The following is a 23,423-nucleotide window of genomic DNA, read 5'->3' as shown; positions in this document are numbered from 1 at the left end:
AGAGGCACGTCACCCAGTTAATGCAGCGGCACCTTAGTGCTAGTCGTCTGTTATCGTCTGCTAATTTCCCTCGCGTATTCGCTAGACTCCAGAACATCCGTAGCACCAACCCACAATTGCAATGTGCAAGGGCCCTGTTGTCTGGCTCAGCACACAATAATTGCTGTCTTATGCCTTTGCACGCCGCGTAAGCATAATGCCAACTAGTAGCACCGCAGCCCCAATCATCAACAGGCCAATAAGCCCGGGTCCTCCGGTCCGAGGCAGTTCAGGCTTAGAGGTATTCGCAACCTGCATGATCAGTTGATTACGCTCAGTTCCTTGGGAGACGGTCACTTCCGGATACTGCGCAGCTCCGCCTATTAGCTGCACTTGCTGCACACCAGTTGCAGTTCTGACTAGGTCGAAAGTGATCGGTCGAGCTAACAGTTGGTAGCCTTTTGGAGCCTGGGTTTCGACGAGTTCATATCGGTTCCCTAATTCAAGGTCCCTAATATCCATGTTCTCGCCCTCCAGTTTGCTAACCAGTGAGCGCTCAGATCCGGCAACTTTGTACAGCTCAAACTTAGAACCATCCAACGGCTTCGGGTCATCTCCAAAACTGACTTTCTTCACAGTCAACGAGAGCTTTGATACTCGGGCATTGACGACGCTACAATTCACGATAGCGCTAGCTGGCACGGCAACTGTAAAACCTGGCTTCACCGCGTCATCGACGTTCTCAATCTCGACACTTTGAGATTTCCACTTGTTGTTTCTGCCATCAAAAACTGTAGCGGTACACGTAGCGTTTTTGTTCTCAGAGTAAGGCTGCAACACGAAACCTGGTTGCTGCTGTTCCACGACCTTTACCCGCTGGGCTGTTTGAGCTTTTTGATTCTTCTGATCGAGTTTCCGACCGTAATTACCATGTTCGTTAGTTTTGTCGATTACCCGGCTCTCTCGTCCTTTACCATCTGCTCCGTTGACGATACTGTTCTTGCCGTCTTCTGTTGAGGTCTCAAATGTCCAATCGTGACCTGGAGAGACCTTATTGTTCTCGCCTCTGATCAACTTAGTGACGTTAATCGAACCAAAACAATTCTTCAGTACGAGCTCTCTCAAGCTATCTTCCAGTTTGCTGAACTTATCAACCAACGTGACGGCGTCGGGGCTGGAAATATCCGCGGCAATGCTTTCTGTCTTACGGATGCCGGCGCGCCAAATATCCGGGCGGTTAGTGATCTCGAAATGGCGTCTATCAAATTCGGGCTTATCCGCCATCATGATCTGGCCTCCGATCTCGATCATCTCGCGCACAGAATCGGAAGGGATATCGTTGTTCGCGCCTTTTTGCGGATCTACATAACTCGGATAGCCGTAGTCATCATATTTTTCCCATTTCTCGGGTTTTCCACCAACGCGGTTCAGGTTAAAGAACCCATCATTGAGAATGTGTTCTGTGATCGACGGGACACCCACCATGACGGTTTCAATGCGTGCGCCATTCGCCTTAAGCTCATTTGCTGCTTCCACAGCTAATGAAAGATCACTCTTATTGATATGGTTTCCGTTGTCGAAACCCTGCCCGGGGTAATCAGTATTATTAGTGGTGGGAAGTCCATCTGTGATGAAATAAACGACGTCGAACTCGCCTTTAGGTACTTGCTTTAATCCTGCTTGATAATTTGTTCCACCGTGTTCGCTTCGCTTAAAAGTCGTATTAAACCCATCCACAGCTGCACGGAGTTTTTTCACACCTTCTTCATCATTCAAGCTTTGTTTGTCTGCATGAATATCGTTCACTCGCCTAGCTGGTGAAGCAAAATTGTATATAGCCATGTGGCTACCAGTGCCCTCCAACGCATTAATAATGCTAAGACCTGCGGCACGGCTGGCCTTCGGCCCTTGCTGGTGCTGGAGTAAGGAGTCAGACGTATCAAAAACAAGAGCAACGTCTACCCCACAACGCTGTGGCAAAGCCGGATTTTTCGCGGATGGTGGAAGCCATTGCAAGGCTTCGCGTGGGGTTTCCGCAGCTCTGAGATCAAGGTCCGGTGTTGTCCGATCGAACCATTCCGGCCCTTGTCTCCATAGCTCTACGTTACAACCCTCAAACGATCCTAATAATGGGATCTGCGCCTGAACATGATAGTCAGTTCGGTTGGCATGTTTTTGTATCTTCTTCAGTGTGAGATACACGCTGCTGCCGCTGACAGATACCGAATAGTCGCTGTCTTTGTTTAGCGTTTTCCAGCCACCAGCGTCGGATCCAAAGCGCAATTGCATCTTCGAATCGGTAATTTTCACGCGACTAGCAAGATGTTGCGCCCCACGTAGTTTCACCTCAACCACATCAACACCGCCTTGACGCAATATTTCTAAGTCATTTCCCCATTTGGAAGTAGCAGTGACCATTTCTCCCGATTTTGTACAGGTATCTTTAGCATGCGAGTAATCCAAACGATCAAAATTCTTGGGGCTCGTCGGATTAAACTGTGCTGGATCTTCGGGTAAGGACGACTGCTTTCCGTAGAGCTGAATGCTACAGTCTAGTCGCCGTGGGCCACCGGAATAAGGCAACTCAACTTCTACGTCGTAGGATTTTTGTGTGCTTGGCGCACGCATATGGGTACGAGTTAACTCAAAATAGACGGAATTTCCATGGCGCCAGACTGAATAATCCACTTCCTTCTGCAGCTTAATTCGCCCCCATCCCCATTTCGCGTCAGACCCAAAATAAAGCTCTACCGGAGACGCATCAAGGTCAACATTTGCTCGGTCCGGCAGTTTAACCTCAACAAGGTCTACAGCTTCCTGGGTTCCGGGTTCCCACCACCTCTTAACTTTCAAGGTGTTTCCCGATTTTTTGCACGTATTATGTTTATGCCGCTTATCAAGTATTGGGATCTCGTCATACTGAGCGCGCGAAAAAGGATCCCCCTGGGCCGCGGCAGCTCGGTCCAACGCATTGGGTCCAGATATTGCTGCACGCGATCGCAGATCCACACCGTCAGCCACGTCAGAATTCGCTGGTGTTTCATTACCGTTAGGCAAGGCTTCAGTATCGAGCCACGGCGCTTGTTCCATCACTGCTCGGAAAGATTCTGCAGGCGGAAGAACTTCTTCTCCTTTAGTCCACTGAATAACGATTTCCGCGCCTGACTCTAAGTTGATCTCGGCAGCTGCTTCAATCGTCAGCCGATCAGCCGCTGTTTGCACCCAGCCGACAGGATACGCAACACCAGCAATTGTCAAACTCTGCACTACCGGGGCATCGACGACGCCGAAACCTGAATTTGCAGTCACCTGCACGCGTCCTATTTTCGTTGGTGCTAACGCCGACAAGGTCATAACGACGTTTTCCTCTGCGGCGCCAGTTGTGCTGATATCAGTAATAACCACTGACTCCCCAGAAGCTGTTTGTGCGGAAGCAATCGGGTTGTACTTCCCGGCCACATGGGGCTGTGCCAGCGAAGGAACAATCCCTAAAATGAGCATCAAAATACAGGCAGCGATAATGACTCTTTGCGCTATGCGGCTCAACGTCGTGAACTCTTTCTACTCTCTATGCTTAATTAGTTCTTCGCCGCATTAAAAACGCATAAAATTAGATAGAAATCTCCGCACGGATTTTACCCCTAGAACAAGCGCAGCTCGTCTTCAGAGACTTAGTGCAGACGATATTATCCAAGTCAGGCCAAAACCCGGTTGCTGCGATGTTTTATTGTGGCGTTTATTTTGGAATCCCTCAACAAATATTGAAGGGTTTAATATCGTTTTAATATATAACTCCTGTTACAAATTAAGAACCTGAAAGTCTGAAATGTGACGAAATCCAAGATCCAAACCTAGACTCGTCACAGCACGCCAGGCACCGTAACTGTTCTACACTGACAACATGGATCTCACCGATAAGCTCGACACCTTCGCCCGCCTGGTTCCCCTACTAGACGACGCCAGCGGGGCAGATACCGACGACATCACCAGGGATGCCACCCTCCGCGATCTGGCGATTGATTCTTTATCGATGATCGAGCTCGTCGTCAAGATTGAAGACGAATTCAAAGTGCGGCTGGAAGAAAACATTGTGCAGGACTGGGACACCGTCTCCGATGTCATTGCCTATATTGACGAGCACGGCGAAAAAGCAAACTAACAAACCAAATTTCGGCACTAGCGAGCAAACCTAGTGAGCCAGCGCTGGCGGCACGCCCATGGTAATAGGGCACTCGACCGCGACTTCCCCATCGCAGCGAGCACCCTACGCCAGCGCGCACCAGCCGCTCACTAAGCGAGCATCGTCTTCCCCAACGTGCCCACCCTCGCTTGCGCCACAAATGATTCAACTATCCCACCAGTCACACCAGCAACCCTCAAGCCGCCATTGAACCCCCCGTTTTCTGAAGTACTGCTTGAAGGTTTTTCCATCGGCGCAGTTCAGAAACTTACATCACTGTAATCCCACTAGTTAACATTCGCACCTGACGTGGGTAGTCAGCTTTGGGGAACTTTCAGGCTGGTATCTGACCAGAACATAACGTAGGCTACGGTTTCATGAAATCATCCTTCCGCGCTCTCGGCGCCGCTGTCGCTGCCGGCACCCTCGGCGGCCTGCTGGCTCTCACTGCCCCTGTCAGTCATGCACAATCGACAACGGACCCGCTGGTGCAGATCTCCTCCGCCATCGCTGGGCAACCCACCGAAACGCGGACGATTGATGTCAACGGCACCCCACGCCACTTCATCGTGGATCTGCCCGCCAATTACGACCCGAACCGCGCCTACCCAGTGGTGCTCGGTTACTCCGGCGCCTGGGATACGGCAGACGCTTTCCGCGGGCATTCCTTTTTAAACAAAGCCGTGGGCAGTGATGCCATCGTCGCCTACCCGCAAGGCGTCACCGACAAGCTCAAGGGCAAACCAGCCTGGGGCGGGCCACACTACGCCGCGCAAAGTGTCGAGGATGACGCCGCTTTTGCCCGTGCACTCGTCGCTGATCTAGCCGGAAAGTACAACGTGGATACCAACCGCATCTACGCCACCGGGCTTTCCAACGGCGGCGGTGCAGCACTCAGTCTGGCGTGTCATGCACCAGATCTTGTCGACGGAGTGGCCAGCTCTGCCGGTGCCTACTACGACGCAACAGTCTCTAACTGTGTGCCCGACGCCGCCGTGCCCACGCTGATCATGCACCACAAAGACGATCACGTCATCAACATCAACGGTGGCGCCAATGATCACGGCGGCCACTACAAAGCCGCACGCCAAGTTTTCGATGAATTCGCCACCCGCAACGGTTGCGCACCAGGCGGCAACGTCAACAACTGGATCGTTGGTGCCCATACCGTTTCCGGCAGCAACTGCCGCGCTGCAACGGAATTCGCCACCGTTGTCAGCCCGCAGGTGAACAACGGCCATACCTGGTTCAAGGCCGTACCATCAGCCAACCTGCTGGTGTGGGAGTTCTTTAAAAACCAGGCCTAGCACCGGTTTCTAGCACCCGGTTCTGCCCCCTGCTCCTAGCCTCTGCCGCTAGCCGCCCAAACCTCCCCGGGAAGCTAGCCCTGCAGCTCCTGCCAGATCGCGTCGTTCGTTTCCGCCCACAACGGCTTGGCCCACTCGCCGAAGTCTTTGTCGGTGAGAGCGAGCAACGCGATTTTTTCATCTGGCAGCAACCAGATATAAGAGCCATTCATGCCAAAGTGCCCAACTGCATTGTCCGGCAACTCCGAGCCCATCCAGTGCGGATCCTTCGTGCCATGAATTTCAAAGCCCAGCCCCCACAAGCATGGTTTCTGCATCCCGTAGCCGGGAACAAGTCCACGCAAGTCCGCAAATTGCGGTGTCAGCATCTCTTTTACCGTCGATGGGTCCAGCAAACTCGGGGCCAGCACTTCCTGGGCAAATCGGGCCAGGTCAGCCGCGGTAGTTTCCAATGCGTAACCAGACGACCCCTTCAGCACAGTGTTGTTCATGCCTAACGGTTCGAACAGCCCTAACTTGAGGTATTCGGCAAAATCCATGCCGGTTTCTTCCTCGAGCTTTTCCTGCAGCACCTCGAATCCCGCCGACGAATAAATGCGGCGGTCCTCCGGGGCACGATCCGGGTTTGCTGCATCTTTCCCGATCCCACTGGCATGTGCGAGCAAGTGCCGCACGGTCGAACCCTCTGGGCCCACCGGCGTATCCCACTCAAACACGCCTTCTTCGACCGCCATGGCAAAGCCATACGCGGCCACCGGTTTAGTCACCGATGCCACAGCAAAAACGTGCTCGTCGTCGCCCAGTGTGTGGGCGAGTTCGCCGTCCCGAATCAGCGCGGCAGCCACATTATCAACCGGCCAGTCAGCGATTTTTTCGAAAGATGTCAGTGGTTCCTGGTTAGTCATGCTCACCAGTGTAAACCTCAGCAGAAGATCCAGCGGGCGGCGATTACATTACGCAGCATGCGCCGCGCACTAGCGGTGCTTGAACTCCGGATCACGCTTGTTGGCGAAGGCATCCATTCCTTCTTTCTGATCTTCCGAAGCAAAAGCAGAATGGAACAAACGCCGCTCCTGCAGCAGCCCCTGACGCAAAGTGGTTTCATATGCTGCATCAACAGCTTCTGTCACCATCGTTGTTGCCACCAGCGACTTATTCGCAATGGTCTCGGCAACCGATACGGCTTCGTCGACAAGCTTGTCTGCCTCGACAACGCGGGCAACCAAACCAGCACGCTCGGCTTCTTCTGCCTCCATCATGCGGCCAGTCAGGCACATTTCCATTGCCTTTGCCTTGCCGACGGCGCGGGTCAACCGTTGCGTACCACCCATGCCTGGCAGGACCCCCAGGTTGATTTCTGGCTGGCCAAATTTTGCCTTGTCCCCGGCGATAATGAAATCGCACATCATGGCCAGCTCGCAGCCACCGCCCAACGCATAACCATTCACGGCCGCGATCAACGGTGTGCGTATTTGCGTCAGCTGCTCCCATTCGGAAAACCAATCCGACATGTACATTTCAGTGGCAGATTTATTTGCCATTTCTTTGATATCAGCGCCGGCTGCAAAGGCTTTCTCGGATCCGGTGAGCACGATGCACCCGATGCCGTCGTCGCCGTCAAACTTTTGTGCTGCGGAAATGACCTCGAGCATGAGCTGCTGATTCAAAGCGTTTAATGCTTTGGGGCGATCCAGCGTAATGATGCCTACTCGGCCGCGGGTCTCCGTCTGAATAGTTTCAAAATCGTTCTGTGCAGTCGAATCGTTATGTGCAGTGATGTCGTTGTTTGTAGCCATGAGGCTCTCCTCCTTGTGAAACGTGGTCATATATGTAACTAGCTGGTTTCCGTCGCAATATGAATCTCTCCATGCAACGTCTTGTGCACTGGGCACTTTTCAGAGATCGCGGTCAGCTTTTCCTGTTGCTCCTTGCTCAGCGCAGGGTCGAAATGCAGCACGCGGGTGAACGTCGTCACGCCCTGCTTATCGCGCTCGTGGGTCACGGTGACTTTAGTATCACCCATGTCCCACTTCTTGCGGCGCGCATACATGCCCATCGTCATCGCAGTGCACGTAGCCAGCGACGCTTGCAGCATGTCATACGGGTTCGGGCCAGTGTCCTTAGCCCCGGGCACACTCTTCGGCTCGTCTGCGATCCAGCGATGATTTCCGGCGCGAAGCTCGGTGGCGAAATCACCATCACCGGTAAGTCGCGCTTCAACAACGCCTTCCTTGGTATAGCTATAGCGCTCATCGGCGCAGTCGTCGCGGTCCACATCCGGGGTATCCGGCAAATATGGCCGAGCCCAACCAGCCAGCATCTGCGCGGCGTGCTGTGCCTGCTTGTCCTTGTTGAGCAAGTGATCCACGCCGTCCAGCATGATAAACGACTTCACGGTGCGTGCCGCACGATAAATCCCCTGCGCATTGTGAATATCCACCAACTCATCCGCGTTCGAATGCATGACCAGCAATGGCACATCAATCGCCGCAATGCGCTCTTTTTGATCAAATCCGCGCAGGTCGTCGACAAGCCCCTGCCCCACGCAGACAGTCTTGCCACCAATTTTCACCGAAGCCGAGCCATCTTCAGCGATATCGTCCAGCGCACCAGCAAACAAACCAGTGACGTGCTCCGGATCGTATGGCGCGGCAATGGTGACCACCGCACGCAACGAATCAATATCGGCAGCCGCAGCCAACGCTGCCGCGCCACCAAGCGAATGACCAATCAGCAATTGTGGGGCTTGATAATGCTCCTCCAACCACTCCGCGGCCGCGACCACATCCTGGGCGTCGCCCGAAAACGTAGAATCTTCGAAATTGCCTTCGGAATGCCCCAGACCAGCGAAATCAATCCGCAACACCGCGATATCTTCCTGCACTAACTGCTTAGCGATGCGCGACGTCGCCGGGGAATCCTTTGAGCAGGTAAAACAATGCGCCAACAAGGCATACGCACTCGGGTTGGCCGGGCTTTCCAACCGCGCCGCCAACTGGATGCCACTGTGGCCTTCAATAGTGAAGTTTTCGCTAGTAGTCATGGCCACCAGGATACGACGTTTTGCTGGCCGCGGCCGCCAGCAATCCGGCTGGCAGCCTGGTTGGCAATGCGGTTAGGAACCTGGCTGGCAATCCGGCTGGCAAAGCAACGATAATTTCAGTATCCGCGGCAACGTGCTTGCCCCATCTGAGACTTTCAGCACCCTTGAGCTACTTTCGGCTCCTCGGCTATCCCATCCCGCTAATCTGATGCCATGCAATCAGAACTCGGCCTGACCCTAATGGGTCTGCTTATTGTAGGCACTACCGTCGGCATTTTGATCCGCGGCAAGACCCACCCGTTAATCCCAATGACGCTGGTACCAGTCATCGGTGCGTTTATCACCGGATTTGGGCTGGAAGACCTCTCGACGTTCTTCGAAGAGGGCCTGGGTTCCGTGATGAAGGTCGTCGTGATGTTCATCTTCGCGATCATCTTCTTCGGCATCCTGCAAGACGTCGGGCTGTTCACCCCGATCATTCGCACGCTGATCAAAACCACGCGCGGAAACGTCGTGGCAGTAGCCGTCGGCACGGGCTTGATTGGTGTGGTTGCACACCTGGACGGTTCAGGCTCGACGACGTTTTTGCTCACGATCCCCGCGCTGCTGCCGCTCTACCAGGCGCTGCATATGTCGCGGTATGTGCTGCTGACCATCGTCGCGCTGGCAGCTTCCGTGATGAACATGGTGCCATGGGGCGGGCCGCTGGGGCGCGCGGGTGCGGTGATCTCACAAGACACGAACACCGTGTGGATGCACCTGATCCCAATGCAGGGTCTGGCGTTGTTGTTCGTGGTGACGATCGCTTTTGCGCTGGGTGTGCGCGAAAAGCGCCGGATTAACGCGCTGCAGGCTGCTGGTGAGCTTCCTGTAACTGACAACATTGACGTGCACGCCATTGCCGACGAATTTGAGCAGAAACAACGCGAAAAACAGCTCGAACAAGGCTACAAATTCCACTCCGGCACCATGCCGACGGTACTGAATGTGCTGGTTGTGTTGGCAGCCCTGGTGGTGTTGCTGGCTGGGCTGTTGCCTCCTGCACCGACGTTCCTGATTGCTGCCACGCTAGCGTTGATCATCAACTTCACCTCGCAGGCGGAGCAAGCAGACGCACTGAAGCGGCACGCACCAAACGCGCTGTCGATGGCCGGAATCATTATCGCCGCCGCAATGTTCCTGGGCGTGCTGAACGAAACCGGCATGCTGGAAGCCATCGCGCTTTCTCTGATTAACGTGCTGCCAGAAGCCGCCGGGCCGTACCTGCATGTCGCCGTCGGCATGCTGGGTGTGCCACTGGATCTGTTGACCTCGACTGATGCGTATTACTTCTCTGTGCTGCCAATCGTGCAAGAAACCGTCGCCGTCTACGATATTTCCGGCCTGGGTGCTGCCAGCGCGCTAATTCTGGGCAATGTGATTGGTACGTTCGTCTCGCCGTTCTCCCCGGCTCTGTGGCTGGCACTCGGCCTGGCAAACGCGCAGATGGGCCGCTACCTGAAGCTGGCCTTCCCGATCGCGTGGGTGTTCTCCGTAATTATCGTGGGCATTGCCTTTGCCACGGGATTGCTGGCGTAGGGGTGCGAGGATGAAACGGCTAATAATAACTCTCGCAGCTGCCTCATTCACACTTGCAGCGTGCAGCAATGGTACTGCGGAAACAGAATCATCTTCGACGTCGCAAACAACCAGATCAGCCACTAGCACAACCTCGACCGTGACGTCGTCAAGCAGCACAACGACGGCCTCGGAAACCAGCACAAACGCCACACCGAAAGCATCACTTTCTAGTTCCGCAACACCGCCGGAACCATCTCAAAAAGCTCCCCAAAGCTCTATACCAGTCCAGCAACCGGCCCAACCAGTTGCTCCAGCAGAGCCTGTTGTCGTCGAATGTTTAGAAGGCACCCCAGGGCCTGCATTAATGTCAGATGGCTCGACCCAGTATTCCGACTGGTGCTTTCACCAAAATGGTGGGCCAGAGTACATCAAGGAAGAATCTCGGTCGTGTGTTGGTCCACCAGAGCTTTGCAACGTCGCACCTGATGGAACACGGTACGACGGGTTAGACCCAGTGACAGGTGAACCGCTGCAATAAATTTCAGCGGTGATGCCCTCGGCTTCGCTTTTGTCCAAACACCTCACGCCCCCGCCCAAACGCGGCGCGGACACGAACTCCCGCCGCGCACCCAAACCGCTGCCGCCGATTGCCCGCAAAACTTCGGCATCAGCAGGGCTGCCCAATTCATCGCTGCCAAGGTTGCCCCAATCCACAATCCCAGGCATTGCAGAGTTGCTGCCGCGATAACTAGTCAGAACTACTATGGGGCGAATGAACGGAATCGACGTACTCCTTGACTTCGCAGCCCGCCCGAAAGACGTGCTCACCGCGCTACCCAGCCTTAATGCCGAGCAGCTCAACCAGCATCCCGAGGGGCACCCCAATTCCATCGCCTGGTTGCTCTGGCACACCGGCCGCGAGATTGATGTACAGCTGTCGACCCTTACCGGCGACGACGAGTTGTGGCATTCCAGCCAGTGGCGGGCTGCCCTGTCGCTTGGCGACGTAGGCGACAGCCTGGGTTACGGTCATTCTGCCGACGATGCCGCACAGATCCAGCTCCATGATGCTGCAGACTTCGACCATCTGCGCAGCTACGTCGCCGCAACGCTCGATGCCTTAGCCGCCTACTGCGGCAGCCTCGCTGATAATGATCTCAGTGACATCATCACCGAATATGAAGGCCAACCGATCAGCCGCGGCACCCGCTTAGTTTCAATTATCGACGACGCCACCGCACACCTAGCGCAAGCCACTTATGTCGCCGGGATGTCGGGATAGCAACCGTCGACCTACTTTGGGCAGCTTTTATTCATCGGCGCCGATCAGCTTGCGGATAAAGTCCCCGAAACCAGGCGCCGTAAAAGACATCATGCCCCATCCTGTACTTTCTACTAAGCCTTTATCCATCAAACTCTGACGCTGCATGCTTAGCGCTGACGATGGTTTCCCAAGTTCTTGGGCAATACTCCCTCGCCTCACCGGCTCATCCCCATACTGCGCCATAGCAGCCATGATCTCCTGCTCGGACTCACTGGCTTTCATCCAGCGTGATCGATAAAATTGCTGCAATCGATTGTGGAATATAGATTTTGCCTGCACTAACACCTCAGGAGAAATCACTCCACCTGGTTCTGGAAGGCCGGCAGCTTCCCACGAACACTCCCCGATTAATTGCAAAAAATATGGGTAGCCAGCGGCAGTATTAGCAGCATCCAACAATGCCGATGGCGTCCACTTCACCCCCATTTTCTCAGCGGGCCGACGCAGAACTTCCGCTGAGCTAGCCTCATCCAAATTGGAGAGATTAATATAATTAAACCGTTCGCCAAAGCTCGCATATTCAGTGATCACATCTTGGCTGTGGCTAAGACCAGACATTAAACAAAACAGTGGCAATTCCGAACCTTCTGATTGCAGATGTTGCCAGGTATAAGCCAATGCACGGATGCTCGGGCCGTCGGCAAGCTGAATCTCGTCGACAAAAATGCCAAGTCCGGCACTTTTCTCGGTTCCTTGTAAGTCCTTACCCACCGCTACGAGAATGTCCTGCAATTGCCTACCAAGCGAATGCGAAGAAGGCCCCATATTTGCAGTTTTAAGCTCACTCGAGCCAGGACCAGAGACACTCACTCCGGCAATACTAACTTTGATGTTTTTAATCATGTCCCACAATGCAGTGCTAACTTGTCGCGCATGATTGTTCAAGAGCTTTTCAATACCTGACACCAATTCGTCAATTACGACACCGTCACCTGCTGTTACCCACACAGTTTCAAAGCTTTGGCTTTGGGCTGCAGATTGAATTGATCGCAGTAAAGATGTTTTCCCGACCCCGCGAGGACCAACGTAAATCTGCAGTTCTTCCGCAAGTTTATTGCTACTGACAGATGTCAGCATCATCTGAGCACGGCGAAGCTGCTGCTCGCGCCCAACAAGATCACGAGCAATTGAACTTGGGGTATATGGACTTTCCTGCATGCCCCCACTTTATACTTATTTATAAATTGCCTGAAAGTATAAAGAAGTATAAGGTCGCCCCATTCCACCTCACCCTTCCCGGCACTGCATAAAAGTCGGAATCCCCAGCGCACACCGGTCTATACTTGGCCAGCATGGGTGATGCAGTTAATTCCGAGTCCTATACGCCGCGCCAGCGCACGCGCTACCGCCAACGTTTGATCGACGATCTCGAGGTCTTCGACCGCCATTTGCAACAGGCCGAATTCATCGATCAGGGCACCATCGGGTTGGAACTCGAGCTCAACCTCGTCGACAAGAATATGCAGCCAAAGACATGTAACGGCGACGTGTTGGCTGCGCTTGACGACGAATACCAGTCGGAAATCGGCGCCTATAACGTGGAGATGAACCACCCTCCGCTATCGATTTCTGGCACCGGCCTGCAAGAACTGGAAGACGGGCTGAACCAGCGGCTCAACACTGTGCGCATGGCCGCGAACAAAGCTGGTGCGGAAGTCGCGATGATCGGCACCCTACCCAGCGTAACCACGGAGTTTCTGGAAGATCCAGCCTGGATGACCTCGGAGAACCGTTACAAAGCGCTGTCGAATTCTGTGTTGGAATCACGTGGCGAGCTCGTCCATATTGAGCTGGAAGGCCAGGAAAAATACCGGCACGGCTTCGAAGATATCGCCCCAGAATCCACTTGCACGTCGATCCAACTACACCTGCAGGTTTCCCCGAACCATTTCGCGGCCGCGTGGAATGCCTCGCAAGCCATCGCGGGTGTGCAAACCGCGCTGAGCGCGAATTCCCCGCTTTTCGCCGGGCACAAACTCTGGCATGAATCCCGCGTCCCAGTATTCCAGCAATCCATCGATACCCGTACCCCAGAATTGGTGACGCAAGGTGTGCGCCCGCGCGTGTGGTTCGGTGAGCGATGGATCACCAGCGCTTTCGATCTGTTTGAAGAAAACGTGCGCTACTTCTCTCCACTGTTGCCCGAAGATCGCGTGGAATCCGGCACTCCGATTGTCACCGATGGCAAGCCTGGTTTGCACTACCTGAATATGCAAAACGGCACGATTTGGCGCTGGAACCGCCCAATTTATGATCCGAACACCGAGTTGTCCCATATCCGCGTGGAAAACCGCTTGTTGCCCGCCGGCCCCACCGTGGCGGATATCGTCGCCGATGCTGCTTTTTACTACGGCCTGGTGAACTTCCTCGTCGGCCAGACACGACCAGTGTGGTCACGGTTGTCTTTCGACAACGCGGCGAACAACTTCTTCGCGGGAGCCCGCGATGGCATCCACGCAAACATGACCTGGCCGACACTGGGAACTATCCCCGTCGCCGAATTGGTGACCGAGCACTTGTTGGAGCAAGCCGAGCAGGGCTTGGAGCAACTCGAGGTGAACCCGGCATTGATTCAGAAGCATCTGGGGATCATCGAAGGGCGCGCACGGAACCGACAGAATGGTGCGACCTGGCAGCTAGCAGCACTCGACAACGCGACCGCTGCCCTTAGGGCCGAGGCTGGTCACGACGCTAATGCTCGCGATGTTTCTGCCGCCGTTTCCACGGCCGATGCTACGGTCAATGCGACTACCGATGCGCCTGCCAAGGATCATGACGGCCCGGATAGCACGCTGCGTCGGCAAGCCATCGCGCGCATGCTCAGCGCTTATATCGACAATCAGAAATCCGGCGAGCCGGTGCACACCTGGTCCACCAATATCAGCTAAACGTAACTTTAGCTTTACTTTCTAGGGTATTCTGTTCGAGTTCCTGGCAATTAATTGAAAGGCCTTACGTTGACCACCCCTGGACAATTTTCTACCCAGCGACCTGGTAATGGTTCTCGCATCAAAATGACTCTTGCCTGGGTTTCCGTTGGACTCGGAATCCTGTTTTTTATCACCTCACCTACGTACGGCGGGTTTGCGGGCTTCTTCGCAGCCATCTTAATTGGACTGGCAATCGCAATCCCCGGGGCCTGGTTCTTGTTGCATGAACGTCGAGATCGCTCAAACCCGTCCTCAGCACTTAATCGGCATTGGAAGATCGTCACCCCTGTATCCGTTCTCTTATTTGTACTGGGATTGATTCTGTTTCCGTCAACTGAAGAATCAAAGCAACCAGAAAACAAGCCTGCTACTACAACTAGTTCATCGAGTACCCCGACGGAATCCTCTACTAGAAAATCAACGACCACAACTTCCGCAAGTTCCACGACTCGGAAAACTACAAAGTCTTCCACCAAGTCTTCTAGCACGAAGACAAGCACCACTGGTGGTTCTCATGTACCTGAAAAATATGTCGACGAGCCAAGCCCAATACTCCCTTCGGAGCCAGCAGAGCAACAACAGCATATTGAACCGGCACCGGCACCAGCACCTGCGGAAGCGCCAGCTCCAGCGCCTGCACCAGCACCAGCTCCAGCCGAAGCGCCAGCTCCAGCACCGAGCGCCTTTTACCCTAACTGCGCTGCAGCACGTGCAGCTGGCGCTGCCCCACTGTACCGAGGAAATCCAGGCTATAGCACCAAGTTGGACCGCGACGGTGACGGAGTAGCCTGCGAATAAGAACCTTAACTTTTGGGAATACCCTGCTTGCTACCGAGCAATAGACTGCTCAACTCTCGCCCAGGAAATCTGGGCGAAAATGAGAAAAACCGGCGGTACCTGAATCAAAACAGATACCGCCGGCATGTCCACCATGTTGTGACTCCTAGTGTCAACTAGGACGCAACTGATGCCATACTGTGGGGCCAGCGGGGCTCGAACCCGCGACCAATGGATTATGAGTCCACTGCTCTAACCGACTGAGCTATAGCCCCTTCCAGTTCCCGCACATCACGGCCCGAGGACTCTACCGCAAAATCTCTGCGGTGGAGCAGCCGAGCCGAAGTACCGAAACTATCGTTTAAGTATAACGGCAAATTAATCGCCGTCTACCACTACCCCAGCAAAGCGTTGAAAACCTCGCTTGAGCTTGGGTGAGTGTAAATTCCACCACCGACGGTGCTTGCTGGAATCTCAGCAGACATCGCCAGCGCCAGCGTGTTAATCAGCTCCTGGGCATCGACGCACAGCAAGGTTGCTCCCACGATGCGGTCGGTTTCGCGCTCAACCAAAATCTTCGCGCGCCCTTCAGGTTTACCCAGGATCTTTGGGCGCGGCATGATCGGAATATCCTTGATATCCGCTGCCTTGACGTCCAGAGTGTTGCCGCGTGCTTCGACTTCCTCGCGGGCAGCATCTTCACCCAAACCAACCGTCGCCAAGGGCGGGTCGATGAACGTCGTCGTCGGCACCACACGGTTGTCCGTCGTACGGGAGCCATCGCCCCAACGGTCCGACAGAATTACGCGGTGATCATCAAACGACACGTAGGTAAATTGCGGCCCACCATTGACGTCACCCGCGGCGTAGATGCCTTCGACGTTGGTGCGCAGGTGCTTGTCGACGGCTACTGCCCCGCGCTCAGTGAGCTCGATGCCTGCCTTATCCAGACCGAGGTCTTTCGTCGCTGGTTTCCGCCCGACGGCGACCAGTACCTGCGCGGTATCCGCGGTTTGTTCGTTGCCGTCACCGTCTTTCCACACAGTAGTGACAGCATCGGCGCCGCTTTCGCGGAATTCAGTGACCTGGGCTCCCGTGATCCAAGTAATGCCCAAGTTGTCCATGATCGTGCCGACGTGTTCTGCAATGTCGCGATCAAAGTTGGCAAATGGCTTGTCGACGGTATCGACCACGGTCACTTTCGTGCCGAACTTGGCGAAGTAGGTTGCGAATTCCATGCCAATAGGGCCGCCGCCAACGATCAGCAGGGAGTCTGGGCGTTCGTCCAACCGCTGTGCCTGGGTGGAGTCGATGACGCGCTCCAGGTCGGCGCCTGGCAACGGCAAGACGACGGGCTCAGCGCCGGTGTTGATGATGACCGTCTCTCCGGTGATTTCCATGCGCTCTTCGCCGCCGGTGACTTCCACGGTCTTTTCGCTAATGAAGCTAGCGTGACCGTCGACGACAATGACGCCTTTGCCTTCCGCGAGGTCCAGGTTCACCTGGTTCATCTTCGACGTCAGCGTTCCGCGACGCTGGATGGCTTCCGAAAAAGCCGTGGAATCATCAGTGGTGGGTTTGGCGTGGTGACGTTCTGCGTCGGTGAGCAGGGCTTTCGTCGGCACGCAGCCAATGTTGATGCAGGTTCCGCCGTACATGGCGCTGGATTGCTCAACGAGCGCCACGCGGTCACCTGATGCGGCTCGTTTCATAGCGATGGTTTTACCGGCTTTGCCGAAACCAATAACCAGAACGTCGACCTTCATGTTTTCAGTCATTCGTTGTTAGGCCTTTCTTCGTTCATTCGGTAAATCTGTCCGATTAGCGCCGATTGCCTTCAATCGGCACCAATCGGTGTTACTACCCTCCGCAACGACAAGGAATCCCAGATAATTCCCGCCTGGCAGGTTACAGTCATCACAATAGATAAGAACGCTACAGATAAGAAGGCTACAAACTCGGCCAAAAAACGCCTATGCGCTGGCGATTTGCACTACACCAAATACACTTATATAGTTAATCATCGTTGCGCCGGAAGGCACAGGCCGAAAGGTTCAGAGCAAATCAGAACCAAAGGTCAAGCCAGAAGACGTAGAAAATAATCCTCCATAGCTCAGTTGGCAGAGCATTCGACTGTTAATCGAAGGGTCACTGGTTCGAGCCCAGTTGGAGGAGCAATATTTCAGCCCCGCGGGTCAGTAAATGCACTGACTTGCGGGGCTTTTCCGTGCCTGAATCCGACTAGGCTTATGCGAGGGCGGGATATACGGGATATGTGACAAATGGGCTGTGCCACAAAAGTGCGGGGTTAAGTAGCAAAAGTGTGTCCGGGATTGTTGCCCGGTGTCGGGATCTAGATATTTTGTGTCTTTTTTACAAATAGTGAACGAAAACGGCCTCTTTCAGCGGGCCTATTTGTAAAAAAGACACAATAGACATGCCTCCCGGCGACATGATTCCCGCGCACGACGATCCCCGGCGACATGACTCCCGCGGGAAATGATTGCTGGCGATGGGCCCCCTCGCCACCACGACATAAGAAAACCGCCCGGCACGCTATGCGCGCATCGGGCGGTTTCGCTGGGTTCCCAAAAGAACCAATTAGTGAATGCCCTGCATAGTCACAAAAGCTATGCAGAAGCCGAGGTGACCTATTTAGCGGTCAACGTTAAGAATCAAACCGTTCTGGTCGATGTCGATGTCGATGCCACCAGATTCAACTTCCCAGTAGCCGTCGTTGTCCCACTTAACCTTGGCTTGACCATTGTGGGCGCGCTGCAGAACCTGAGCTACTTCGTCCTTAGTCAGACGCTCTTCGGTCAGGTCACGCTCTGCTTCACCGGTGTAGCCAGTGATATCGGTAGGCAGGTTGTTGGTGGCAGCGCCGCCACCCGCCTGGCCAGCTCCGGCACCGGCACCGGCGTTGTTGCCAGCGTTAGCGCCAGCACCTTCAGTTACGGTGACAGTTTCCTGGCCACTGTTTTGGTTGTTCTGGTTATTCTGTTGTGCTGGTGCTGCGGTTTCAGTGACGGTCACTGGGGCACCATTGCCACCATTGCTGCAGGCTGCCAGGGTCAGGCCCAGAGCGGCGGTGGCTGCCGCGATGGAAACGCGGCGGAAAGTATTCGATTTCATGTCTTCAACCCTTCTTGTGAGTCTTGTGAGTTTTCCCAGCGTTTGCTGGGGAGGCGGTGTCTAACCTCTGAGAACTCCAGCTCGACACGTTTAGTGAGTATACCTATAGTGACACGTCAACAAGGTGCCTAAACCCCAAAATGTGGGGCACATATCACGGCAAGCTACCTAGTGACGGTGGTTACGCTTGCCTTAAAATTACTAGGTAACGCTCAAAAAACTAGGATTTTGGGCACACGAACCAGAAAATCTGATTTAACTAGTGTGCACAAGAAAACCCCTTATTCGCACCACCACGCCGCGGTAGAATCCCGTCACCCCCGCACCAGCTAAAGCCACCGAAACAACTAGGTTGAAACAACCAGACCAAGCCAGTAAACTTAAACAGCTAGACCGAACCAACTAGGCCGCGCCAACCAAAGAAACAACCAGACCAAGTCAGTAGACCTAAACTAGTAAGCTGAGGCAGGTAGGCTAGAGCACAGTTCATTGCACGCCCCTGCGCGAGCACGTGCACAACAAACGCGAGGAAAAGGGAAACGTTTCACCATGATTCAGTTCGTCGTCGGTGCCACCGCGGGATACGTCTTCGGCACGAAGGCGGGCCGAAAGCGGTTCCACCAAATCAAAGGCGCCTACGAAAAGGCGATCAACTCCCCAGTCACCCAATCCGTGGCTCGTTCAACCCGCAAGGCCATCGCCAACAAGCTGGACCCGGAACCACGCATGCGCGAGGTCAAAGACTTACGCGCCGGCAAAAATGGCAAGCGCAACGATGCTGAGTACGACGGCCGCGCAGCAGCAGACCGTATCTACGAACACGACGAAGACTAGCGCACCGACGAGGGATAGCGAGCGCAGCGAAGACTAGCAAGTGGACGAGGACTAGTGCCAGCCGCAAAGACTAGCGCGAGCGCGACGGCGACTAACTAGCAGCCCCACTACCCCGGGACGCGCGCACCCCGCAGCACCTAGCTACCGGAACGCTCGAGCAATCAGGTCCCGGCGCGCCTGCTCCAAGGCCACCAAATCGGCAAACAACGAGTGATAGGTCTGCTCATCATCACTCGGACGCATGCGTTGTAACTGTGCTTTCAACTGCGCGATCTGATCGCCTACCCGGGCTTCCTGCAACCGGGATAACACCATGTCAACGTAGGCTTCCAGCCCCGCACTTGCATAGCGAATTTCTTCCACCGCCAATTCTGAAACCAGCGAACGCCCCACCAGGTCCGCCATGTGCTCAGCAACCGCAGCAATCCAGTCGACGCCGTCGCTGGCATTAGCTACTCCCCCGGCTTGGTAAATCGCGGCACGCACCGCGCGGTAAGCCTCGTTGCTGAAGACATCTTCACCCAAGCCATCAAAGTACTCGCCGACGTGCTGCGGGTACTGCAGCGCCAGTTTCAGCGATTCCCGCTGCGGCCACAAGTAAGTATCCCGCGGGTTCGGCGCGACGATGCCGGGCTTGTCCTGCCGGGCATCACGCTGGCTGTCATTATCAAACCGACGCGCACGTTTCACCGTTTCCTGTGGGTTCTGTACCTTCGCAGATTCCTTGCGCACCTGCGCGACGACCTCATCCGGGCTATCCCAGCCGACCCACCCGGACAAGCGCCGTGCGTATTCCATCTGCAGCGGTTTGTCACGAATACCAGCAACCACCGGCACGGTGCGTCGTAAAGCCTGAAGGCGCCCTTCAGCAGTATCCAGCTTGTGGCTGGCCAGGATGGACTGAATCACGAACTCAAACATCGGGATCCGGTCAGCCACCAGATCCCGCACCGCAGCGTCGCCACGTTCCAGGCGCAGATCGCACGGGTCCATCCCCGGCGGAGCAATAGCTACGAAAGACTGTCCCGAAAATTTCTGTTCGCCGGAAAATGCGCGCAACGCAGCCTTCTGCCCAGCCTCGTCACCGTCGAAGGTATAAATCAGCTCACCGCTGAAATAGTTATCGTCCAGCATCAACCGGCGAATCACCTGCAAGTGATCCTGGCCAAAAGCGGTACCGCAGGCAGCGATCGCGGTTTTCACTCCCGCGGCATGCATCGCCATGACGTCCGTGTAGCCTTCCACGACCACCGCCTGATGCCCAGCAGCGATATGCTTTTTCGCCATGTCCAGGCCAAACAACACCTTTGATTTGTGATACAGCATGGTATCCGGGGTGTTCATGTACTTGCCCAACTTGTCGTCGTCGAAAAGCTTGCGGGCGCCAAAACCAATCACGTTGCCGGCGATATCTTTGATCGGCCACAACAGTCGGCGATGGAAACGGTCAATCGGGCCGCGCTTGCCCATCTTCGACAGGCCTGCCTTGTCTAGCTCATCAAACTCGAAGCCCTTGCGCAGCAAATGCTTGGTCATTGTGTCCCAACCTGCCGGGGCATAACCTATTTCAAACTCGTAGATCTGCTCGCGGGAAAACCCGCGGTCCAGCAAAAATTCCCGCCCAGTGCGCGCTTGCTCGGTTTCGAGCTGCTCACGATAAAACTCGTGCGCCACACGATTGGCCTGGATCAGGCGTTGGCGGGTGCCAGGTTTTTCCCGCCGACCACCAGTGGTTCCGCCCTGATACGTGATGTGATAACCGATCTTTTCCGCGACGGCTTCCACAGCCTCCGGGAAGGTCAGCTGTTCCATTTCCATGAGGAAGCTGAAAACATCGCCACCTTTGCCTGAGGAAAAGCAGTGATAATAGCCGCGCTGCGGACGCACATGAAACGACGGCGTCTTTTCGTCTTTAAACGGCGACAGCCCCTTGAGTGAATCGTGCCCCGCGTTTTTTAGTTGTACGTACTCGCCGACGATCTCGTCGATAGCTGCACGTTCGCGGATTGCCTGAATATCACTATCGGGGATCCGTCCTTGAGCCATGCCCAAAGACTACCTTTTCCGGGCGCGACAGCGTAGCTGGCCACCAGGATTGGGCCGAATGCTCGAGGATACTGGCCACCAAGAGTGGGCCTACTGCTCGCGGATAGCCGGGCAGCACGCTAGTGCTAGTGCAAAAACCCGGATAGCTGCGCGGCCTGCTGGGCCAAGCGTTCCAACCGCGATTCCGTCATCGAGGCAATCTGGTCAATGATCACGCGCTGCCGCTGTGCTGAGTTCTCTGCTTGCCGCCACCACAGCCCAAACATCGGGTCCAACGAACCCGGCGCGCCAGCCACCAAGTAGTCGTAGACGTTATAGACCCGCTCGCGCTGGCGGTCTTGCCGCGCTAAGTGCGAAGGCTCATCCATCACGTACAGCACAGCCAGGGTTTTCAATAGCTTCACCTCGGCCGCTGCCTGTCGCGGAACCAGCAGTTCACCCTGGTAACGCCCTAGTTCGCCCTTGCCGACGAGCTCCGCGTTGTGCTCCCGGCTCGCCGCAATAGTCGCGCCAACGTACCTGCCTACTAGCTCGGAAGTCATGGCTTTCAGCTGTACGTACCCGTGCAGGCTCGGGGTGAAATCTACTGCGGCATTGATGATCGGCAATTCGCGTAGCGCACCGGCGGCGTCGAGAAGTTCTTCGGCATCCCCGCCGAAAGCCTTGGCTCCCTTTTCGGACAACGCGGCCAACTCCACCAGGTCCCACAGCACCGCCAGGTTCACGCGCCCAGCGACCACGCCGTCTTCGACATCGTGCACGGAATAAGCAATATCGTCCGACCAGTCCATGGTTTGCGCTTCCATCGTGGGCCGCGCCTGGCCGCTACGGTGGTTTCCCGCCGGATCATGGGCGCGGATCCAATCGAGCACGTCGGCTTGTTCGTCATAGCAGCCATATTTTCGGTTGGTGCTGCCATCCGCATTGGTCTTGGTACGTGGATATTTACACGCCGCATCAAGTGCCGCCCGGGTCAGGTTCAGCCCGCGGCTTGTGCCAGCGTCGTCCAGAATCTTCGGTTCCAACAGCGTCAGAATCCGCAAGGTTTGCGCATTGCCTTCGAAGCCGCCGCATTCGTCGGCAAGCTCATTGAGCGCGGTCTCACCATTGTGACCATACGGCGGGTGGCCGATATCGTGGATGAGCCCTGCCATCTCGCACAAATCCGGGTTCAGGCCCAGGCCTTCGCCGATGCCACGGGAAATCTGCGCAACCTCCAGGGAATGTGTCAGGCGAGTGCGCGGAGTATCCCCATCGCGCGGGCCCACCACCTGGGTTTTATCCGCTAACCGACGCAGCGCAGCCGAGTGCAGCGCGCGGGCACGATCACGGGAAAACTCGTCACGCTGTTCTGCGTTTTCTACGCTCGCCGGATCCAGCAAACTACCGGTGCTGGTGGTAGTAGCCGTCGACAAGTGCGATTGTTTCGCCTGTTCTGCATAACGACGCTGCGTATCTGCGACGCCGTAGCGGTAGACCTTCCCGGCTGCTGTCACTGGCTACTCTCCTGTCCGTTTTCTCCGCATTGCTGTTGCGCCTGCACCCGCGCCTGCTCATGCTCATGCTGCGCGCGCAAATACTCATGGCGCATGCGCCGCGAGGGCCACACCAGCGCCTGCGCTTTCCGCAGCACACTTTCTAGCCTAACCGCCGCCGATGCTCCCGCCAGCACATGCACATCCGCCACGGTCAACCCGCCGATCTCGTGTAACAACGATTTCCACCAAGCCAAACCCGGAAATTGGCAAGGTGAATACGGTGTGGGAAAAGCCTGCGGTAACACACCAAAACGCCGCGCGATTTTTTCCGCCCGCGCGCTATGGTTCGGATCAGTCACCAGCAACACATCACGGCCCCGCAGCTCCGGGTAGCGGTCGAACGTCGCCGCCAGGCTCGCTGCAGTATCCGAGCCCACACCAATGCCTTCCGCCCGGACAATCCCACGTGCCTGCAAATATTTTGCACCAACCGCAGCCTCAGTTTCGGTATCGCCCGGCAGCGCGCCGCCCACGCACAACACCTGAGCGTCGGGGAAAATACGCGCAGCAAACACCGCTTGTTCCAGACGCGCCGCGAATTGCCGCGACGGGGTTCCGTTGTACTGCGCAGTGCCTAAAACCACGATGGCCTCGGGATCGTAGACCGGCAGGTAACGGCGCCGATAGGCCACGGTGAGCACCCGGCTGGCCTGTACAACCGCCCCTAGCAACGACGTACCCGCCAGCGCAGCCAGGCCCCTCCGTGCAATTTTTAGTGAATTCACGCCCTCTAGTCTGCCTTAACCGTCCTGGCTTCGCGGGTATCATCG

At 55.5% G+C, this 23,423-nt stretch carries 19 protein-coding genes and 2 tRNA genes; 8 read left to right on the top strand and 13 right to left on the bottom strand.

Going from position 1 to position 23,423, the window contains the following annotated elements:
- Positions 1-168 precede the first annotated feature (168 nt).
- Entirely contained in the window at positions 169-3,525 is a 3,357-nt protein-coding gene (locus HMPREF1292_RS05900; protein WP_023019139.1) for a SpaA isopeptide-forming pilin-related protein, read from the bottom strand.
- Between the two features lie 355 nt (positions 3,526-3,880).
- Here HMPREF1292_RS05900 and HMPREF1292_RS05895 point away from each other — a divergent pair, with 355 nt between their 5' ends.
- Both HMPREF1292_RS05895 and HMPREF1292_RS05890 read left to right on the top strand, forming a co-directional pair.
- A complete protein-coding gene (locus tag HMPREF1292_RS05895; protein WP_023019138.1) occupies positions 3,881-4,138 on the top strand; it encodes an acyl carrier protein in 258 nt (85 codons plus the stop codon).
- Between the two features lie 398 nt (positions 4,139-4,536).
- Positions 4,537-5,466, top strand: coding sequence for a PHB depolymerase family esterase (locus HMPREF1292_RS05890; RefSeq protein ID WP_023019137.1), 930 nt, complete (start codon positions 4,537-4,539; stop codon positions 5,464-5,466).
- 74 nt (positions 5,467-5,540) lie between these two features.
- Here HMPREF1292_RS05890 and HMPREF1292_RS05885 read toward each other — a convergent pair whose 3' ends face one another.
- The 3 genes from HMPREF1292_RS05885 to HMPREF1292_RS05875 form a co-directional block, all read right to left on the bottom strand.
- Positions 5,541-6,371 (bottom strand): serine hydrolase, encoded by an 831-nt coding sequence (locus HMPREF1292_RS05885; protein WP_021352385.1) that lies wholly within the window; start codon positions 6,369-6,371, stop codon positions 5,541-5,543.
- 69 nt (positions 6,372-6,440) lie between these two features.
- The gene (locus HMPREF1292_RS05880; protein WP_021352384.1) at positions 6,441-7,262 is read right to left on the bottom strand and encodes an enoyl-CoA hydratase; all 822 of its coding nucleotides are present in this window, start codon (positions 7,260-7,262) and stop codon (positions 6,441-6,443) included.
- Between the two features lie 38 nt (positions 7,263-7,300).
- Positions 7,301-8,509 (bottom strand): bifunctional alpha/beta hydrolase/OsmC family protein, encoded by a 1,209-nt coding sequence (locus HMPREF1292_RS05875; protein WP_023019135.1) that lies wholly within the window; start codon positions 8,507-8,509, stop codon positions 7,301-7,303.
- Between the two features lie 213 nt (positions 8,510-8,722).
- Between HMPREF1292_RS05875 and HMPREF1292_RS05870 the strand changes: the two genes are divergently transcribed.
- A complete protein-coding gene (locus tag HMPREF1292_RS05870; RefSeq protein ID WP_023019134.1) occupies positions 8,723-10,087 on the top strand; it encodes a CitMHS family transporter in 1,365 nt (454 codons plus the stop codon).
- 384 nt (positions 10,088-10,471) lie between these two features.
- Here HMPREF1292_RS05870 and HMPREF1292_RS05865 read toward each other — a convergent pair whose 3' ends face one another.
- Positions 10,472-10,795, bottom strand: coding sequence for a hypothetical protein (locus HMPREF1292_RS05865; protein ID WP_023019132.1), 324 nt, complete (start codon positions 10,793-10,795; stop codon positions 10,472-10,474).
- A gap of 46 nt (positions 10,796-10,841) precedes the next feature.
- Here HMPREF1292_RS05865 and HMPREF1292_RS05860 point away from each other — a divergent pair, with 46 nt between their 5' ends.
- Entirely contained in the window at positions 10,842-11,351 is a 510-nt protein-coding gene (locus HMPREF1292_RS05860) for a DinB family protein (protein ID WP_023019131.1), read from the top strand.
- A gap of 27 nt (positions 11,352-11,378) precedes the next feature.
- On the opposite strand, the gene HMPREF1292_RS05855 is transcribed toward HMPREF1292_RS05860, so the two are convergent.
- Positions 11,379-12,551, bottom strand: coding sequence for an AAA family ATPase (locus HMPREF1292_RS05855; protein WP_023019130.1), 1,173 nt, complete (start codon positions 12,549-12,551; stop codon positions 11,379-11,381).
- A 134-nt stretch (positions 12,552-12,685) separates the two neighbouring features.
- On the opposite strand from HMPREF1292_RS05855, the gene HMPREF1292_RS05850 reads away from it, so the two are divergent.
- The gene (locus HMPREF1292_RS05850; protein ID WP_023019129.1) at positions 12,686-14,281 is read left to right on the top strand and encodes a glutamate-cysteine ligase family protein; all 1,596 of its coding nucleotides are present in this window, start codon (positions 12,686-12,688) and stop codon (positions 14,279-14,281) included.
- Positions 14,282-14,804: 523 nt separating this feature from the next.
- Here HMPREF1292_RS05850 and HMPREF1292_RS11390 read toward each other — a convergent pair.
- Positions 14,805-14,999, bottom strand: coding sequence for a hypothetical protein (locus tag HMPREF1292_RS11390; protein ID WP_023019127.1), 195 nt, complete (start codon positions 14,997-14,999; stop codon positions 14,805-14,807).
- On the opposite strand from HMPREF1292_RS11390, the gene HMPREF1292_RS11385 reads away from it, so the two are divergent.
- Positions 14,909-15,121 carry an excalibur calcium-binding domain-containing protein gene (locus HMPREF1292_RS11385; protein WP_232218039.1) on the top strand — a complete coding sequence of 71 codons (213 nt, stop codon included), beginning with the start codon at positions 14,909-14,911 and terminating at the stop codon, positions 15,119-15,121. The two genes, HMPREF1292_RS11390 and HMPREF1292_RS11385, sit on opposite strands and share 91 nt — an antisense overlap.
- A gap of 180 nt (positions 15,122-15,301) precedes the next feature.
- Here HMPREF1292_RS11385 and HMPREF1292_RS05835 read toward each other — a convergent pair.
- Positions 15,302-15,375: transfer RNA gene (locus HMPREF1292_RS05835), tRNA-Ile, on the bottom strand.
- 120 nt (positions 15,376-15,495) lie between these two features.
- Positions 15,496-16,878 (bottom strand): NAD(P)/FAD-dependent oxidoreductase, encoded by a 1,383-nt coding sequence (locus HMPREF1292_RS05830; RefSeq protein ID WP_023019125.1) that lies wholly within the window; start codon positions 16,876-16,878, stop codon positions 15,496-15,498.
- A gap of 324 nt (positions 16,879-17,202) precedes the next feature.
- Between HMPREF1292_RS05830 and HMPREF1292_RS05825 the strand changes: the two genes are divergently transcribed.
- Positions 17,203-17,275 (top strand) — tRNA-Asn (locus HMPREF1292_RS05825).
- Positions 17,276-17,755: 480 nt separating this feature from the next.
- On the opposite strand, the gene HMPREF1292_RS05820 is transcribed toward HMPREF1292_RS05825, so the two are convergent.
- Positions 17,756-18,235, bottom strand: coding sequence for a hypothetical protein (locus HMPREF1292_RS05820; protein ID WP_023019124.1), 480 nt, complete (start codon positions 18,233-18,235; stop codon positions 17,756-17,758).
- A 549-nt stretch (positions 18,236-18,784) separates the two neighbouring features.
- Between HMPREF1292_RS05820 and HMPREF1292_RS05815 the strand changes: the two genes are divergently transcribed.
- The gene (locus HMPREF1292_RS05815; protein WP_023019123.1) at positions 18,785-19,069 is read left to right on the top strand and encodes a hypothetical protein; all 285 of its coding nucleotides are present in this window, start codon (positions 18,785-18,787) and stop codon (positions 19,067-19,069) included.
- Between the two features lie 141 nt (positions 19,070-19,210).
- On the opposite strand, the gene dnaG is transcribed toward HMPREF1292_RS05815, so the two are convergent.
- From dnaG to HMPREF1292_RS05800, 3 genes are all read right to left on the bottom strand, one after another.
- On the bottom strand, positions 19,211-21,115 hold the full coding sequence (dnaG, locus tag HMPREF1292_RS05810; protein ID WP_021352368.1) for a DNA primase: 1,905 nt from the start codon (positions 21,113-21,115) through the stop codon (positions 19,211-19,213).
- A 125-nt stretch (positions 21,116-21,240) separates the two neighbouring features.
- A complete protein-coding gene (locus HMPREF1292_RS05805) occupies positions 21,241-22,611 on the bottom strand; it encodes a deoxyguanosinetriphosphate triphosphohydrolase (RefSeq protein ID WP_023019122.1) in 1,371 nt (456 codons plus the stop codon).
- The gene (locus HMPREF1292_RS05800) at positions 22,608-23,378 is read right to left on the bottom strand and encodes a YdcF family protein (RefSeq protein WP_023019121.1); all 771 of its coding nucleotides are present in this window, start codon (positions 23,376-23,378) and stop codon (positions 22,608-22,610) included. Before HMPREF1292_RS05800 ends, HMPREF1292_RS05805 begins: the two co-directional genes overlap by 4 nt.
- Between the last annotated feature and the right edge of the window lie 45 nt (positions 23,379-23,423).

Source organism: Corynebacterium sp. KPL1995, from assembly GCF_000477935.1.
GTDB classification, from domain to species: Bacteria; Actinomycetota; Actinomycetes; order Mycobacteriales; family Mycobacteriaceae; genus Corynebacterium; species Corynebacterium pseudodiphtheriticum.
This window is presented reverse-complemented; position numbering and strand designations above follow the sequence as displayed.